Below are 14,065 nucleotides of genomic sequence, written 5' to 3'. Positions count from 1 at the left end.
TCGGTCACGCATTCCCCCGGTCGGCGCGGTGGCTCGCTCACTTGCGGCGGGTGTTCCCCGCGGCGGTGCCTCCTGCGCCGGTGGCTTCGCCTGCGGCGGTGGCTTCGCCTGCGGCGGTGGCTTCGCCTGCGGCGGTGGCTTCGCCTGCGGCGGTGGCTTCGCCTGCGCCGGTGGCTTCGCCTGCGGCGGCAGCGGAGTGTCGGACCCTGGGCGTACCGTCCCTCGCATGTGCGGCCGATACGCGACCACCCGGAGCAACGCCGACCTCAGCACCTTCTTCGAGGCGGTCGACGTCGCCGAGCCGTTGCGCCCGAGCTGGAACGTCGCTCCCACCGATCCGGTGCCCCTCGTCCGGATGTCGCAGAGCCACGGCGCCCGGGTGATCGACACCGCGCGCTGGGGGCTGGTCCCGCCCTGGGCGCCTGACCTGCGCGCCGGTGCCCGCATGATCAACGCTCGTGCCGAAACGGTGGCCACGCTGCGGTCGTTCGCGTCGTCGTTCCAGAAGCGGCGCTGCCTGGTGCCCGCCGACGGCTGGTTCGAGTGGGTGCGGGACGGCAAGCGCAAGCAGGCCTACTACATGACGCCGGGCGACGGGTCGCCGCTCGCGTTCGCCGGGCTGTGGTCGGCGTGGGGCCCCGAGTCGGTGCTCACGTGCAGCGTGGTGACCACGGCAGCGGTCGGCGGCCTGGCCCGCGTGCACGACCGGATGCCGCTGATCCTGCCGGCCGATCGCTGGCCCGATTGGCTGGCCGGCGGGGGCGATCCGGAGAGCCTCCTGCGGCCACTCTCCGAGCGTGAGCTGGCGGGTGTCGAGATGCGCGCGGTGGGCCCCGATGTCGGCAATGTCCGGAACAACGGACCTGCCCTACTAGAACCTGCCGTAGAGGTGACGCTTTTCTGAACAGAAGAAGATCAACGACGGTCTTTGTCGGTTTATGCGCGTATTTGAAATTGACAACTTCGTTTCAAGATAGATCAACCCCTTGTTCTGATCTTGTACGGTGCGGTAGAAACCAGCGCCGGAGTGGTGCCGGTTCGTAAGGTGCGTCTCGGCCGCCACAGCACTTCCGGTCCCACGGGGGAGGTGGGCTGATGACACGAGCACGCATGCCGCGTCCGCACGAGGTAGCCATCGCGCGACGCGACCCGCGGCTGCTCGAGGCGATCGCGCAACGAGGCACCGACGAGGCCTGGCGTACGAGGGGCGCCTGCCGGAGTATCGATCCGGAAACATTTTTTCCCGCACCCAACGAACCGTCCGGCGGAGCCGTCGCGCTCTGCGGCACCTGCGACGTGCAGGGGCCCTGCCTGGCGTGGGCGCTTCAGGTCGGTGACTGTCACGGCGTCTGGGGCGGCACCACACCACGGGAGCGGCGAGCCATGCTGGTGGCCTGGCGGGAACGGGTTCAGGCGGATGGTGAGCTGGTCGAGGACGGGCCGGGCGACGACGATCGCCGGTTGCTGACCTTGATCCCAGTCAGTCGCTGATAAAACGGAGCTGTGTCCAGCTCCGACCGCACAATTGAAACTCCGCGCGGCCCCGCCGCCGTTCGTGTCACCGACCCCGTGGGTCCGGTGCTGAGTCTGCTCGTCCTCGGCCACGGTGCCGGCGGCGGCGTCGACGCACCCGACCTCGTGGCGGTGCACGATCTGGCGGTGGGTGCCGGTGTGCGCGTCGCCCTGGTGACCCAGCCGTACCGGGTCGCCGGGCGGCGTGCGCCTGCACCGGCCGGGCACCTCGACGAGGCGTGGGCCGTGGTCGTGGAGGCTTTACGCGTACCGGAAACGCCCTTGATCCTCGGTGGCCGCTCCAGCGGGGCGCGCGTCGCCTGCCGCACCGCGCCCGCGCTCGGCGCCGCGGGGGTGCTCGCGCTGGCGTTTCCGCTGCACCCGCCCGGTAAGCCGGAGAAGAGCCGGGCCGGGGAGCTGCCCGCTGCCGTGCCCACCCTGGTGCTCAACGGCGACCGTGATCCCTTCGGCGTCCCGGAGCCCGCCGGGCCGGTCGAGGTGATCGTCCGCCCGGGTGCCGTTCATGACCTGCGCAAGGACGTCGCCACGACCGCGGAGCTGGCGGTCTCCTGGCTCCGAAGCCACTACTGGGCTCTCTGACCCCACATCTCACCGACTTCTGCCCGTCACCGCACACGTTCGAGCTGGTGGCGGCGTGGCGTGGAGGAGTGCTGGCGGGCGGGTGGTCTGAGCCGGGGGCGGGGAGTTGGATGGGAGCGAGGGGGAGTGCGCGGGACGGCGGTGTGATCCGGCAGATGGCTGGAATGCAAGTTGCGGTTCTCGGCGTTACATCACCCGGAAGCATGTCAGCGGAAGGGGTTTGTAGTGGGTGCCGGAACCGAGTACGTCCAGCGTGGCGGCCGGGAGGCGACCCGGGTGCTGAGCCTGCTGGGCTCTCCCGAGTGGCCCGCGGCGCAGACACCGCCGATGCCACCTTCGGTGAGCGTGAGCACACCGGCGGTTTTCGAAGGCGTATCAGGGGCACTACCCGTATCCTCGGCGGGGCGGTCGAGGGGAGAGTCCAGGGTGGCCCAAAAGGAACGGACCGACGAGCGACGCAAGCGGTTCGAGCGCGACGCGCTGCCGTTCGTGGATCAGTTGTATGCCGCCGGACTGCGGATGACCCGTAACCCGGCAGATGCCGAAGACCTGGTGCAGGAGACGTTCCTCAAGGCGTTCTCCGCGTTCCACCAGTTCCAAGAGGGTACGAACCTCAAGGCCTGGCTGTACCGGATCCTCACGAACACCTACATCAACTCGTACCGGCGTAAGCAGCGGCAGCCGGTGCAGGCGCCGACCGAGGAGATCAGCGACTGGCAGCTCGCGTCGAGCGAGTCGCACACGTCGCAGGGTCTGCGGTCGGCGGAGACCGAGGCGCTGGACCGCCTTCCGGACAGTGACATCAAGGAAGCGTTGCAGTCCCTGCCGGAGGACTTCCGGCTCGCCGTCTACCTCGCTGATGTCGAGGGTTTCTCGTACAAGGAGATCGCCGACATCATGGGTACGCCCATCGGTACCGTCATGTCCCGGCTGCACCGCGGCCGGCGCAACCTGCGCAACCTGCTCGAGCAGTACGCGGTCGACCGCGGCATCACCCGCACGCCCACTTCCGAGCCGCAGGGGGCGTGACCGGGATGACGAGCGACGAGCACGAAACGGATTGCAGCGTTGTCCTCAGCGAGGTCTACCTCTACCTGGACCTGGAGTGTTCCGAGGACCGCCGGCGGCTGATCCAGAAGCACCTGGACGAGTGCTCCACGTGCATGCGCGAGTTCGGCATCGAGCACGACGTGAAGGCCCTGGTCGGCCGCTGCTGCGGCGACGAGCGCGCCCCGATGGAGCTGCGTGACCGCCTGCGCAACAAGCTCGACCAGCTAGAGGTGCAGACCGAGACCAGGGAATACCTTCCCTGAGGGAAGAGACGAGAAGACGCCAAGGGCCCGGCAGCGACGCTGCCGGGCCCTTCTTGTCCCACCACTCAGCTGTTGGGGCGCTTGCCGTGGTTGGCGCCGCTCTTCTTACGAGCCTTCTTCTTACGAGCCTTCTTGGCCATGGCCGGCCTCCTGTTCCTGATGCTTGATTCGCTGCCGATGGTAGTGGGCGCGTCCTGCCGCCCGGGACTCGCCCGGACCTGATCCGTGATTTGATGACGGTCATCGAACGCGTCGACGAGGAGGCATTCGGCTTATGGCGGACGAGATCCGGGCCGAGATGGTGGCCAACGTGTGGAAGGTCGTGGCTTCGGTCGGCGACACGGTCGCTGACGGCGACACGCTGGTGATCCTCGAGTCCATGAAGATGGAGATCCCGGTGCTGGCCGAGTCCGACGGGCAGGTCTCCCAGCTGGCCGTCAACGAGGGCGACGTGGTCCAGGAGGGCGACCTCATCGCCGTCATCAACGGCTGACCCCGGAGAACGGGTTACTCCCGGCGCCAGCGCAGCAGCGATCGTCCGCGGCCGCGCTGGCGCGGTACGGCAGGGACCCGGATGGTGGCCGCGGCCAGCTCCCGGGTGGGCCGGTCCAGACCGGGTGCGGCGAGGGCGAGTTCGGCGACGGCTCTCGCCTGCGGGCCGGAGGCCACCTCGGAGAGCCGGCCGGCGACCACCGCTGCCACGTCGTCGCGAGCGTCCGGGTCCACCCAGGCGTAGGTGACCAGCGCGAAGAGCGCGGCCTGCGTCACCCGATCGACGTCGCCCTCGATCAGGCCGAGCAGGAGCCGCCGCCGGCTGGAGTCCAGCCAGGGTTCGTCGGTGCCGTGGTGGAGCAGGCCCAGGCAGGCCCAGACCTCGATGCCGGCCGGTTCACCGGTCTCGGCGACCGCGGGGTGGGCGAGCATGGCGAGCAGTTCCCACGGTTCGACGAGGACCAGGCCGAGCGCCCGGTCGTACGCGGCGGGCGGGTGCGGCCAGCTGGTGCTCGCGATCCGCAGCAGGCGCCGGACCGCGTCGGCGGAGGGTTCCGCGTTGACGGGTGCGCGGCCCGCGGCGGGCGAGGGGCCGGCGGGCAGTCCACCGAGCCAGGGCGTGTTGCGGCAGCACTCCTCGAGGTCGGTGTGCTCGTGCGCGTCGTCGGGGTGGTCCCGGATGAAGTCGGCGAGGGCGACCAGGTGTGCCACGTCGCCGTCGGCGCGGTACCGCAGGCGGTGGGCGGTGTGCACCACACAGTCGAAGGCGGGGTCGCGCTCCAGGGCCAGCTCGGTCCAGCGCAGGGCCTCGTCGAGGCGGCCGAGGTCGGCGAGGGTGGCGGCGACGTCCGCGTACACCGAGAGGTCGTCGGGGTCGTAGGCGACTGCCCGGCGCAGTGCCGCGAGCGCCTCGGGCATCCGGCCGGCACTGCGGTAGGCGTACCCGAGCCAGATCTCACCCAGCTTGGACGGCTGCGACCGTGAGCCTCGTGCGGCCCAGTCCACCGCCAGGCGAACCTCGCCGAGCCGGCGCGCCAGCGCCGAGCCGGCACCGAGCAGCATCGCGTGCTCACCGTGCGCGGCGACCGCGTGCCGGACCACCGCGAGGTACGGCCGGAGCGCATTGACCGACTCCGCCGGTGCCGGATCGCCGACCGTGGTGCACAGGCGCATCACGGTGCGGGCGAGCAGACCCGGCTCGATCCGCGCGCCGAGGGCGGGCTCCTGCACCCACGGCACCCCGGCCCAGTCGGCCGCCGGGGTCTGACCGCTGGCGGCGACGAGCAGGGGGAGCCCGTCCTCCGGGCGGCCCGCCGCGGCGAGCAGGTGGGCGCGCGCGACGATGCGGCCGACAGGTGGGTGCGGCTCGAGGGGGAAGAGGTCGAGCGCGCCGCCGGCACGTGCCGCCAATCGGCTGAGCAGCTCGTGGGTCTCCGGCAGGGTGGGTGCGTGGGCCAGCGCGGTGGCCAGATGGCCGGCGGCGTCGGTCAGTTCGCCGGCATCTAGGGCAGCCCGGGCACGCGCGAGGTCACGACGGGCGGAGGGGGAATCCACGAGGAAAGACCCTAGGGGAACCGCCGCCATATGTCAGTCCTCATGTTTGCGCACTCGTGCGCGAAACCTTGACCAAGTAAGCTGTTTCTTGCAAGACTGCGCAGCAAATGAGCGGGAATCGAACTTTGGGGAGGAAGACGTGACACAACGAGGCCTGGGTATGGCGGCGGACATCGCGGAACAACCGGCGGGTTTCGCCCGGCTCCTGGAGGACGAGCACGCCGAGGCCATCGCCGCCGTCGCCGCCGAGGTAGCCCGCCGCCGGCCGCGCAACGTGGTCTTCGTCGGCCGGGGGACGTCCGACCACGCGGCGCTCTACGGTGCGTACCTCTCGGAGATCCGGCTGGGGCTTCCGGTGGCCAGCGCCTCGCCGAGTGCGATCACGCTCTACGGTGCCCGTCCCGACTTCACCGGCAGCCTCGTCATCGGCGTCAGCCAGAGCGGCGGCTCGCCCGACCTCACCGGGGTGCTCAGCGTCGCCCGGGAGAACGGCGCGCTGACCCTGGCCGTCACCAACAATCCGGAGTCCACGCTCGCCCGCGCCGCCGAGCTCTCGATCGACGTGGCGGCCGGCCACGAGCGGGCGGTCGCGGCCACGAAGACGTACACGGCCGAGCTCTTCGCGCTGTTGCTGCTGGTGGAGGGTGTGCGCGCGGGTGACGGGCGGCTGCCGGCCGAGGAGCGGGAGGCGCTCTCCGTGCTGCCGCGGCTCGCCGAGCAGACGCTCGCCGACACGACCGCCGACGAGCTGGCCAAGCGCTACCGGTTCGCGTCCAGCCTGGTCACCACCGGGCGGGGATACGCGTACCCGACCGCGCGGGAGACCGCCCTCAAGCTCATGGAGACCTCCTACCTGCCGGCGCTGGCGTTCTCCGGTGCCGACCTGCTGCACGGCCCGCTCGCGATGGCCGACCCGGACGTTCCGGTGCTCGCGGTGGTCGGCGAGGGCCCCGGCGGCCAGGCGATGCGGGACGTCGTCGAGCGGCTCGGCGAGCGCCGCGCCGACGTGGTGACGATCGGTGCCGCCGACGTGCCGGGAGCCTCCGCCCGCCTGGCCGTGCCCGCTGTCGACGAGCGGTACAGCCCGCTGCTCGACATCCTGCCGCTGCAGAAGCTCGCCCTGTCGCTCGCGCTGGCACGTGGCGAAGATCCCGATGCGCCCCGGGGACTCAAGAAGGTCACCAGCACTCTTTAGAAATAAGCTGGGGCCGTGTCCACCCTGCGTGATCTCGTCGAGGAACACACCACCCTCGGTCCCGGCGACATCGACCACCTGCACCGGCTCGCCGGTGACTGGTTGTTGCTGTCCGACCTCTCCTTCGCCGACCTGCTGCTGTGGGTGCCGATAAAGGGGGATCCGCTCCGGCCGCGGGAGTTCCTCTGCGTCGCGCAGGTGCGACCCGTCACCGCGCCCACGGCCTACCAGGACGACCAGGTCGGCAAGATCGTCGGCGGGCCGGAGGTGGCGCACCTGGAGGTGGCGCTGACCCAGGAGCGGATCTGGCGGGAGGGCGACCCGGTCTGGTACGGCGACACGCCCGCCCGCCACGAGGCCATCCCGGTCCGGCGGCGTGACGAGACCGACCTCGAGGAGGCGTTCAGCGAGGTGATCGCGGTGATCGGCCGCGACACCAACCTGAGCACCGCGCGCACACCGAGCCAGCTGGAGCTCAACTACCTGACCACCGCCGACGACCTGGCCCAGATGGTCGCCGACGGCACCTTCCCGCCGCGCCGGCACCCGGGGGAGACCACCTCGGCACCGCGGGTCGGTGACGGGCTGATCCGGCTCGACGCGTCCGGCAAGGTCACCTACGCGAGCCCGAACGCGCAGTCCGCGTACCGGCGGCTCGGCTTCAACGCGCACCTGGTCGGCGAGGAACTGGCGAAACTGGCCAGCCGGCTCTCCGCCGACCCGCTGGAGGGCAACGACGCGGCCGAGCGGATCCTGGCGTCGCTGCGCGGCGAGTTCCCGCCCCGGATGGAGGTGGAGGCACGCGGCGCCACCGTGCTCACCCGCGCGCTGCCGCTGCTGCCGGCCGGGGTGCCGATCGGCGCGCTGGTGCTGGTCCGCGACGTCACCGAGGTGCGCCGCCGGGAGCGGGCCCTGATGACCAAGGACGCCACCATCCGGGAGATCCACCACCGGGTGAAGAACAACCTGCAGACCGTGGCGGCGCTGCTGCGCCTGCAGGCGAGGCGGGTGGACGCGCCCGAGGCCCGGATGGCGCTGGAGGAATCGGTACGCCGGGTCGCCTCGATCGCGCTGGTCCACGAGACGCTGTCGATGTCCAGCGACGAGGCGGTCGACTTCGACGGCATCGTGGACCGGGTGTCCACCGCCGCCAGCGAGGTCGCCGCCACCAGCTTCCCGGTGCGGATGCGGCGCGAGGGCACGTTCGGCGTTCTGCCGGCCGAGATCGCGACCTCGCTGGTCATGGTGCTCAACGAGCTGCTGATCAACGCGGTCGAGCACGGTTTCCCGGCGTCCGAGGACGACGATCCGCAGCAGGCGCCCCCGGAGCCGGCCGGCGAGGTGGTGGTCTCCGCGCACCGATTCCGCAAGCAGCTGCACGTCACGGTCGCCGACAACGGCCGCGGGCTGCCCGGCGACTTCAAGTTCGAGGGCAGCAACCGGCTCGGCCTGCAGATCGTCCGGGCACTGGCGACAGGTGAGCTGCGCGGCAGCATCGAGCTGCGCAACCGGGCCGGCGCCGGCACCGAGGCGGTCCTGGTGGTGCCGCTCGGCAAGCGTTAGGGCGCGGTGGCCGCGGGGGTGCGATGGCCCTCCGGCTGCCGGATCGCGCGTTGCTGCGGCACACCGAGCGCGGCGACCAGCGCGATCGCCAGCACCGCGCGCAGGCGCAGGCCGCGGAGCGCGACCGCCGCGCAGAGCGTGATCGGCGGTAGAACGAACAGGACGTGGAACGGCGCCCACAGCGGTCCGGTCAGGAACGAGGCGCCGATCAGCAATAGTGGTGGCGCGGCGGCCAGCACGCCCAGCTCGCGGATCAGGGCCCGGTCCGGCCACCGCGCGGCGAACGCGAGGCCGATCACGAGCAGGCCGGCCGCCGCGGAACCGGTGAGTGCACCGGGCGCCAACAGCGCCGCATCCCAGTCGGTGGCCGGGCGCCAGGTCAGGCTCGCGGTCCGCTGTCGCACACCCAGAGAGATCAAGGGCGCCGGGGGTACGAGTGACAGCACGGTCACCGGCAACCACCAGAAGAGCGACGGCTGCCTGCTCAACCGCCACCGGGAGGACACTGTGTACGCGTGCCCGGCCAGCATCAGCAGCGCCGGCACGTGCATCAGGCCGGTGAGCGCGACGAAGAGCCCGTACCCGGTCCAGGCCCACCAGCGCGGCCGGTCCAGCGTCCGGTAGAGCAGCAGGGTGGCGGCGGTGGCGAAGAGGAGGGCGAGCGCGTACGGGGTGGCGTCCTGGGCGTACCTGCTGGTGATCGGCAGCACGGCCAGCATCAGGCCGGCGCAGAGCCCGATGCCGGGACCGAGGATCCGCCGGCCCAGCTCCCCGGTGAGGGCGGTGGCGAGCACGACAGCGACGAGCGAGGGGATCCGCAGGGTGGTGATCGAGTCGCCGGCCGCCGCCGTCCAGTAGTGCATGAGCAGGTAATAGGGCGCGTTCATGGCGTCCGACTGGCGGGCCAACTCGAGGATCCCGGCCGGGCCGAGCGCGGCGGACGCGCGGGTGACCACTTCTCGCGTGCCCGGCTCAGGGGTGCCCAGACCGATCAGGCCGACGGCCGTGGCGAGCCCGGCGGGCACCAGGGACGGACACCAGGCCCAGAACAGGACGGCCGCGCGCCGCGGGCTCCTGCGGCGCGAGCCGGAGAGTGGTCGGGTCGGGGAGTCGTCGTCGGCGATGTGAGCGGGCATGCGCGGCTCCCCGGGACGGACCCGCCTTGATCGACGGGCGTGAGCGCCTCCGGGCCGAGTCTCCCAGCCACCCGTCGATGTCCGCCACGGTTTCCCACGTCGATCTTCCCTGGTGGCCGCGGCGGCGCACCCTACGACGTAACTGTTACAAGATGTTGGCGTTGTGTTACCTGACACACTCCCGAAATCTGGACCGTGCTGGCTCAGATTCGCCGGGCGTGAGAGGCTTGCGCACATGACCGCTGCAGTTGACCGCCGTTTCGTGGCTCGCCGCCACGTGGATTACGGCCGCGTCCGCAGCGCGTTGTGTCCGGGTTCCTGACGACGCCCGTTTTTTCTTTTCGGGCACGCGACCGCCGGGCCCACTCCTGACACAGATGTCACGAGCCCTCAGGGCCGTGAGCGGCAGTGTGCGCCCACGAAACCCGGAGGAACGCCGAGATGGCGCCCAGCAACACTCCCGCTGCACGGCCGACCGCCCGCCCCCGCAAGGCGCGCGGCGAGGGTCAGTGGGCGCTCGGACACCGCGAGCCGCTCAACCCGAACGAACGCAGCAAGAAGGACGACAACCCGCTGAACGTGCGGGCCCGCATCGAGAACATCTACGCCCACGGCGGCTTCTCCTCGATCGACCCCGCCGACCTGCGCGGCCGTTTCCGCTGGTGGGGCCTCTACACCCAGCGCAAGGCCGGAATCGACGGCGGCCGCACCGCCGTCCTCGAGCCCGAAGAGCTCGAAGATGAGTACTTCATGCTGCGCGTCCGCTGCGACGGCGGCTCGCTGAACCTGGCCCAGCTGCGCACCATCGCGCAGATCTCCACCGAGTTCGGCCGCGACAGCGCGGACATCACCGACCGGCAGAACATCCAGCTCCACTGGATCCGGGTCGAGGACGTGCCGGAGATCTGGCGGCGGCTCGAGGCGGTCGGCCTGCAGACCACCGAGGCGTGCGGCGACTGCCCCCGCGTCGTGCTGGGCAGCCCGGTCGCCGGCATCTCGGTCGACGAGGTGCTCGACGGCACCCCCGCCATCGACGAGATCGTCAAGCGGTACGTCGGCGATCCCCGCTACTCGAACCTGCCCCGCAAGTTCAAGACTCAGATCTCCTGGCTCGCGGACGGCCCCTACCAGGCCAACGACGTCTCGTTCGTCGGCGTCGAGCACCCCGACCACGGCCCCGGCTTCGACCTCTGGGTCGGCGGCGGCCTCTCCACCAACCCGCGCCTGGCCGAGCGGCTCGGCGTGTGGGTGCCGCTCGCCGAGATCCCGGACGTCTGGGAGGGCGTCGTCGGGATCTTCCGGGACTACGGGTACCGGCGCCTGCGTCACCGCGCCCGCCTGAAGTTCCTGCTCGCCGACTGGGGCGTGGAGAAGTTCCGCGAGGTCCTCGAGAAGGAATACCTCGGCCGGGCGCTGATCGACGGACCGGCGCCGGAGCTGCCGGAGAAGCCGATCGACCACATCGGTGTGCACAAGCAGCAGGACGGCCGCAACTACGTCGGTGCCGCGCCGGTCGTCGGCCGCACCTCCGGAACCCAGCTCAGCCGGCTCGCTGACCTGGTCGAGGAGCACGGATCCGAGCGGGTGCGGCTCACGGCGTACCAGAAGCTCCTCGTCCTCGACATCTCCGACGACAAGGTGGAACCGATCATCGCGGGCCTGCGCGCGATCGGGCTGGAAGCCCGTCCCTCGGCCTGGCGCCGAGGCACGATGGCCTGCACCGGCATCGAATACTGCAAGCTCGCCATCGTCGAGACCAAGGCGCGCGGCGAGGAACTGGTGGCCCGCCTCGAGGACCGGCTCAAGGACTTCGACGCGGACATCTCGGTGCACATCAACGGCTGCCCGAACGCCTGCGCGCGCACCCAGGTCGCCGACATCGGGCTCAAGGGCCAGCTCGTTCTGAACAAGCACGGCGAGCAGGTCGAAGGCTTCCAGATCCACCTCGGCGGCGCCCTCGGCATGGCCCGGGGCGAGACCGCCGGGTTCGGTCGCAAGCTGCGCGGGCTCAAGGCAACGGCGGAAGAGCTTCCGGAGTACGTGGAACGCGTTGCCCGGCACTACCTGGACGGACGCTCCGAGGGTGAGACGTTCGCCACCTGGGTGATGCGGGCCGAAGAGGAGCTCCTCAAATGAGCGACGCCCGATCCGCCCCGCTCTACTGCCCCTACTGCGGTGAAGAGGACCTCCGGCCCAACGAAGCGTCGCACGGTGCCTGGGAGTGCCACTCCTGCGCCCGGGTTTTCACGGTCAAGTTCGTCGGCATTCTTTCCAAGGGAGTTACCGAATGAGTCTCCTGAACGCCTCCGGTCTGGGCCTCATAGATCTCAGCGCGCCCAGCGTCCCGTCCTCACCCACCTCCGGCCGCCGCTCCCCCGAGGAGCTGCGGGAGCTTGCCACGCAGGCAGCCCGCGACCTGGAGGGCAGCTCTGCCGAGGAGATCGCCAAGTGGGCGACCGACACGTTCGGCGCGCGCTTCTGCGTCACCTCCTCGATGGCCGACGCCGTGGTGGCCAGCATCTTCTCCCGCGTCTCGCCCGGCGTGGACGTGGTGTTCCTCGACACCGGACTGCACTTCCCGGAGACCCTCAAGGTCCGTGACACGGTCGCCCGCACGCTCAACGTCAACGTCCGCTCGATCCGCCCGCGGATGACGGTCGGCCAGCAGGACGGCGAGTACGGTCCCCGGCTCTTCGCCCGCAGCCCCGACGAGTGCTGCTTCCTGCGCAAGGTGGAGCCGCTGGAGCGGGCCCTCTCCGACTACGACGCCTGGGCCACCGGCCTGCGCCGCGACGAGTCGCCGACCCGCGCCAACACGCCGGTCGTGGCGTTCGACGCGCGCAAGGGCAAGGTGAAGGTGAACCCGATCGCGGCCTGGACGCAGGCTGATGTGGACCGGTACATCAGCCGGTGGAACGTGCCGGTCAACGAGCTGTTCAAGAAGGGGTACGGCTCGATCGGCTGCTGGCCCTGCACCCGGCGTACCAAGGCCGGCGAGGACCCGCGAGCCGGCCGGTGGGCCATGTTCGAGAAGACCGAATGCGGCCTGCACGTCTGAACCCGGCTCCGTTGGCGCGGCCTGGCGTGGTTCTTGTGGCTCACGGCAGCCGCGATCCTCGGGCGGCTGTGGCCACCGAGGCTCTGGCTCGGGCAGTCCGCCGGGCCCGGCCGGAGTGGGTGGTGCGGGCGTCCTACCTCGACCACGCGGGTCCTCGGCCGCTGGATGTGCTGGGGTCGCTGGCGGGTTCGCGGGCGGTGCTGGTGCCGCTTCTGCTGACGGCGGCCTATCACGGGCGGGTGGATCTGCCGGCTGTCGTTCGTGAAGCCGCCGAGGTCCTGCCGATCCGGGTTACGGCGTCTGAGGTGCTTGGTCCGATATCGCCGTTGTTGCTTGCGGCGCTGTGCCGGCGGTTGCCTGGTCTTTCCCCCCGGCTTGCGGGGTCGCCCTCCGGGTCGTCGGATGGTGCTTGTCTCGACGGGGTGGTGCTGGCGTCCGCGGGAACCCGGAATGCCGTGGCGCGTGCCACTGTGGCGGACGCCGCAGCCGCACTCGGCCGGCGGCTCGGGGTGCCGTCGGCGGTCGCTTACGCCTCCGGCAGCGGGCCGACCGCGGGTGAGGCAGTCGCCGCTCTGCGTGCGGCCGGTGCCCGCCGGGTGGGGATGGCCGCATACTTCCTCGCGCCCGGACTGCTCTACGACGTGGCGGTGCGTTCGGCGCTTGAGGAAGGTGCCGTAGCCGTCGCCGAGCCGCTCGGTGATGCACCAGAGTTGGTCCGGCTGGTCGCCGCACGGGCTGAGAGCGTCCTGAACGGTTCGCTCGCCGCTGTCGCCTGATCGAGTGACCGTAGGGCGCTCTGCCGGCCCTCAGCGCCCTCTCAACCCCACTCCCTGAACCCAGCTGGTCCTGAGTGGCGTCTCGGCGCCTCGGAAACCCCTCTGGGAGCCAGCTGGTTGGACGCGGCTGGCCGTGAGTGGCGTCTGGGCGCCTCGGAAACCGCTCTGGGAGCCAGCTGGTTGAGCGCGGCTGGTTGTGAGTGGTGTCTCAGCGCTTTTCGAACGGCACTGGGAGCCAGCTGGCGGGCGGGGCGGGTGCGGGGTGGCTGTGAGTTTTCTGAGAGGTGGGGTGGGAGAGGGGAGTTGTTACTCAGGGCGACGGTTACTCTGCGCTAGGCGACGGAAGTGGGGGGATGGGGCAATGTTGATCGTCCATTGCGGAGTGTGGCGGAGTGGCGACTCAATGCGTCTCGATCTTCATTTCTAGATCATTTCGGGGGTACGGGTAAACGTACTGTGATCGCATTAGCGCACTGTGGAATGAGAAACGGTGTGTGAGCGGCCCGAAACAGCAAGACGCCCCGGTGCCGTGAGGCCCGGGGCGCAAATGCTGTGTGGGGGATTGATTCAAGCGGTGACGGGACTGATGCGGAGACCGCCACGACGCTTGACTGCGCGCCGCTCGTCCTCGCTCATCCCGCCCCATACGCCGGCGTCCTGTCCAGACTCGAGTGCCCACGAGAGGCATTCCTCGGTCACCGGGCACCGCCGGCACACGGCCTTGGCCTGCTCGACCTGCAGGAGCGCCGGGCCGGACGTCCCGATCGGGAAGAACAGCTCAGGGTCCTCGTCGCGGCAGATCGCATCGTGACGCCAGTCCATGGCGGCAAACTCCTTGTTTCGGATGGGGTAATGAAAACAGTGCT

At 70.6% G+C, this 14,065-nt stretch carries 15 protein-coding genes; 11 read left to right on the top strand and 4 right to left on the bottom strand.

Going from position 1 to position 14,065, the window contains the following annotated elements; translation table 11 throughout:
* Nucleotides 1–226 precede the first annotated feature (226 nt).
* The 5 genes from ACFQV6_RS03825 to rsrA all read left to right on the top strand — a co-directional run bounded on the left by ACFQV6_RS03825 (nucleotide 227) and on the right by rsrA (nucleotide 3,425).
* Nucleotides 227–904 carry an SOS response-associated peptidase gene (locus ACFQV6_RS03825; RefSeq protein WP_378026255.1) on the top strand — a complete coding sequence of 226 codons (678 nt, stop codon included), beginning with the start codon at nucleotides 227–229 and terminating at the stop codon, nucleotides 902–904.
* A 191-nt stretch (nucleotides 905–1,095) separates the two neighbouring features.
* Nucleotides 1,096–1,491 carry a WhiB family transcriptional regulator gene (locus tag ACFQV6_RS03820; RefSeq protein ID WP_378025897.1) on the top strand — a complete coding sequence of 132 codons (396 nt, stop codon included), beginning with the start codon at nucleotides 1,096–1,098 and terminating at the stop codon, nucleotides 1,489–1,491.
* Between the two features lie 12 nt (nucleotides 1,492–1,503).
* The gene (locus ACFQV6_RS03815; protein WP_378025896.1) at nucleotides 1,504–2,112 is read left to right on the top strand and encodes an alpha/beta family hydrolase; all 609 of its coding nucleotides are present in this window, start codon (nucleotides 1,504–1,506) and stop codon (nucleotides 2,110–2,112) included.
* A gap of 225 nt (nucleotides 2,113–2,337) precedes the next feature.
* Nucleotides 2,338–3,141, top strand: a complete 804-nt coding sequence (locus ACFQV6_RS03810; protein WP_378025895.1) for a sigma-70 family RNA polymerase sigma factor — start codon at nucleotides 2,338–2,340, stop codon at nucleotides 3,139–3,141.
* A gap of 5 nt (nucleotides 3,142–3,146) precedes the next feature.
* Entirely contained in the window at nucleotides 3,147–3,425 is a 279-nt protein-coding gene (gene rsrA, locus ACFQV6_RS03805) for a mycothiol system anti-sigma-R factor (RefSeq protein WP_378025894.1), read from the top strand.
* 65 nt (nucleotides 3,426–3,490) lie between these two features.
* Here the strand turns inward: rsrA and ACFQV6_RS03800 are convergent, their stop codons facing one another.
* A complete protein-coding gene (locus tag ACFQV6_RS03800; RefSeq protein ID WP_369700219.1) occupies nucleotides 3,491–3,565 on the bottom strand; it encodes a 50S ribosomal protein bL37 in 75 nt (24 codons plus the stop codon).
* 134 nt (nucleotides 3,566–3,699) lie between these two features.
* Between ACFQV6_RS03800 and ACFQV6_RS03795 the strand changes: the two genes are divergently transcribed.
* Nucleotides 3,700–3,918, top strand: coding sequence for a biotin/lipoyl-binding carrier protein (locus ACFQV6_RS03795; RefSeq protein WP_378025893.1), 219 nt, complete (start codon nucleotides 3,700–3,702; stop codon nucleotides 3,916–3,918).
* Between the two features lie 14 nt (nucleotides 3,919–3,932).
* Here ACFQV6_RS03795 and ACFQV6_RS03790 read toward each other — a convergent pair whose 3' ends face one another.
* Entirely contained in the window at nucleotides 3,933–5,501 is a 1,569-nt protein-coding gene (locus ACFQV6_RS03790) for a tetratricopeptide repeat protein (RefSeq protein ID WP_378025892.1), read from the bottom strand.
* 130 nt (nucleotides 5,502–5,631) lie between these two features.
* Here ACFQV6_RS03790 and ACFQV6_RS03785 point away from each other — a divergent pair, with 130 nt between their 5' ends.
* Nucleotides 5,632–6,666: an SIS domain-containing protein gene (locus ACFQV6_RS03785; RefSeq protein ID WP_378026254.1), complete on the top strand. Its 1,035-nt coding sequence runs from the start codon at nucleotides 5,632–5,634 to the stop codon at nucleotides 6,664–6,666.
* Between the two features lie 15 nt (nucleotides 6,667–6,681).
* Nucleotides 6,682–8,229: a sensor histidine kinase gene (locus tag ACFQV6_RS03780; protein WP_378025891.1), complete on the top strand. Its 1,548-nt coding sequence runs from the start codon at nucleotides 6,682–6,684 to the stop codon at nucleotides 8,227–8,229.
* Here the strand turns inward: ACFQV6_RS03780 and ACFQV6_RS03775 are convergent.
* Nucleotides 8,226–9,365, bottom strand: coding sequence for a glycosyltransferase family 39 protein (locus tag ACFQV6_RS03775; RefSeq protein ID WP_378025890.1), 1,140 nt, complete (start codon nucleotides 9,363–9,365; stop codon nucleotides 8,226–8,228). The genes ACFQV6_RS03780 and ACFQV6_RS03775 overlap by 4 nt on opposite strands.
* Nucleotides 9,366–9,806: 441 nt before the next feature.
* Here ACFQV6_RS03775 and ACFQV6_RS03770 point away from each other — a divergent pair, with 441 nt between their 5' ends.
* The 3 genes from ACFQV6_RS03770 to ACFQV6_RS03760 all read left to right on the top strand — a co-directional run bounded on the left by ACFQV6_RS03770 (nucleotide 9,807) and on the right by ACFQV6_RS03760 (nucleotide 13,199).
* Nucleotides 9,807–11,501 carry a nitrite/sulfite reductase gene (locus tag ACFQV6_RS03770; RefSeq protein WP_378025889.1) on the top strand — a complete coding sequence of 565 codons (1,695 nt, stop codon included), beginning with the start codon at nucleotides 9,807–9,809 and terminating at the stop codon, nucleotides 11,499–11,501.
* 151 nt (nucleotides 11,502–11,652) lie between these two features.
* Nucleotides 11,653–12,423, top strand: a complete 771-nt coding sequence (locus tag ACFQV6_RS03765) for a phosphoadenylyl-sulfate reductase (RefSeq protein ID WP_378025888.1) — start codon at nucleotides 11,653–11,655, stop codon at nucleotides 12,421–12,423.
* Nucleotides 12,405–13,199, top strand: coding sequence for a sirohydrochlorin chelatase (locus tag ACFQV6_RS03760; RefSeq protein WP_378025887.1), 795 nt, complete (start codon nucleotides 12,405–12,407; stop codon nucleotides 13,197–13,199). The genes ACFQV6_RS03765 and ACFQV6_RS03760 overlap by 19 nt, the downstream gene beginning before the upstream one ends.
* A gap of 567 nt (nucleotides 13,200–13,766) precedes the next feature.
* Here ACFQV6_RS03760 and ACFQV6_RS03755 read toward each other — a convergent pair.
* On the bottom strand, nucleotides 13,767–14,021 hold the full coding sequence (locus ACFQV6_RS03755) for a WhiB family transcriptional regulator (RefSeq protein ID WP_364220501.1): 255 nt from the start codon (nucleotides 14,019–14,021) through the stop codon (nucleotides 13,767–13,769).
* Between the last annotated feature and the right edge of the window lie 44 nt (nucleotides 14,022–14,065).

This window comes from Actinoplanes sp. GCM10030250, from assembly GCF_042666575.1.
Taxonomy (GTDB): Bacteria; Actinomycetota; Actinomycetes; order Mycobacteriales; family Micromonosporaceae; genus Actinoplanes.
This window is presented reverse-complemented; position numbering and strand designations above follow the sequence as displayed.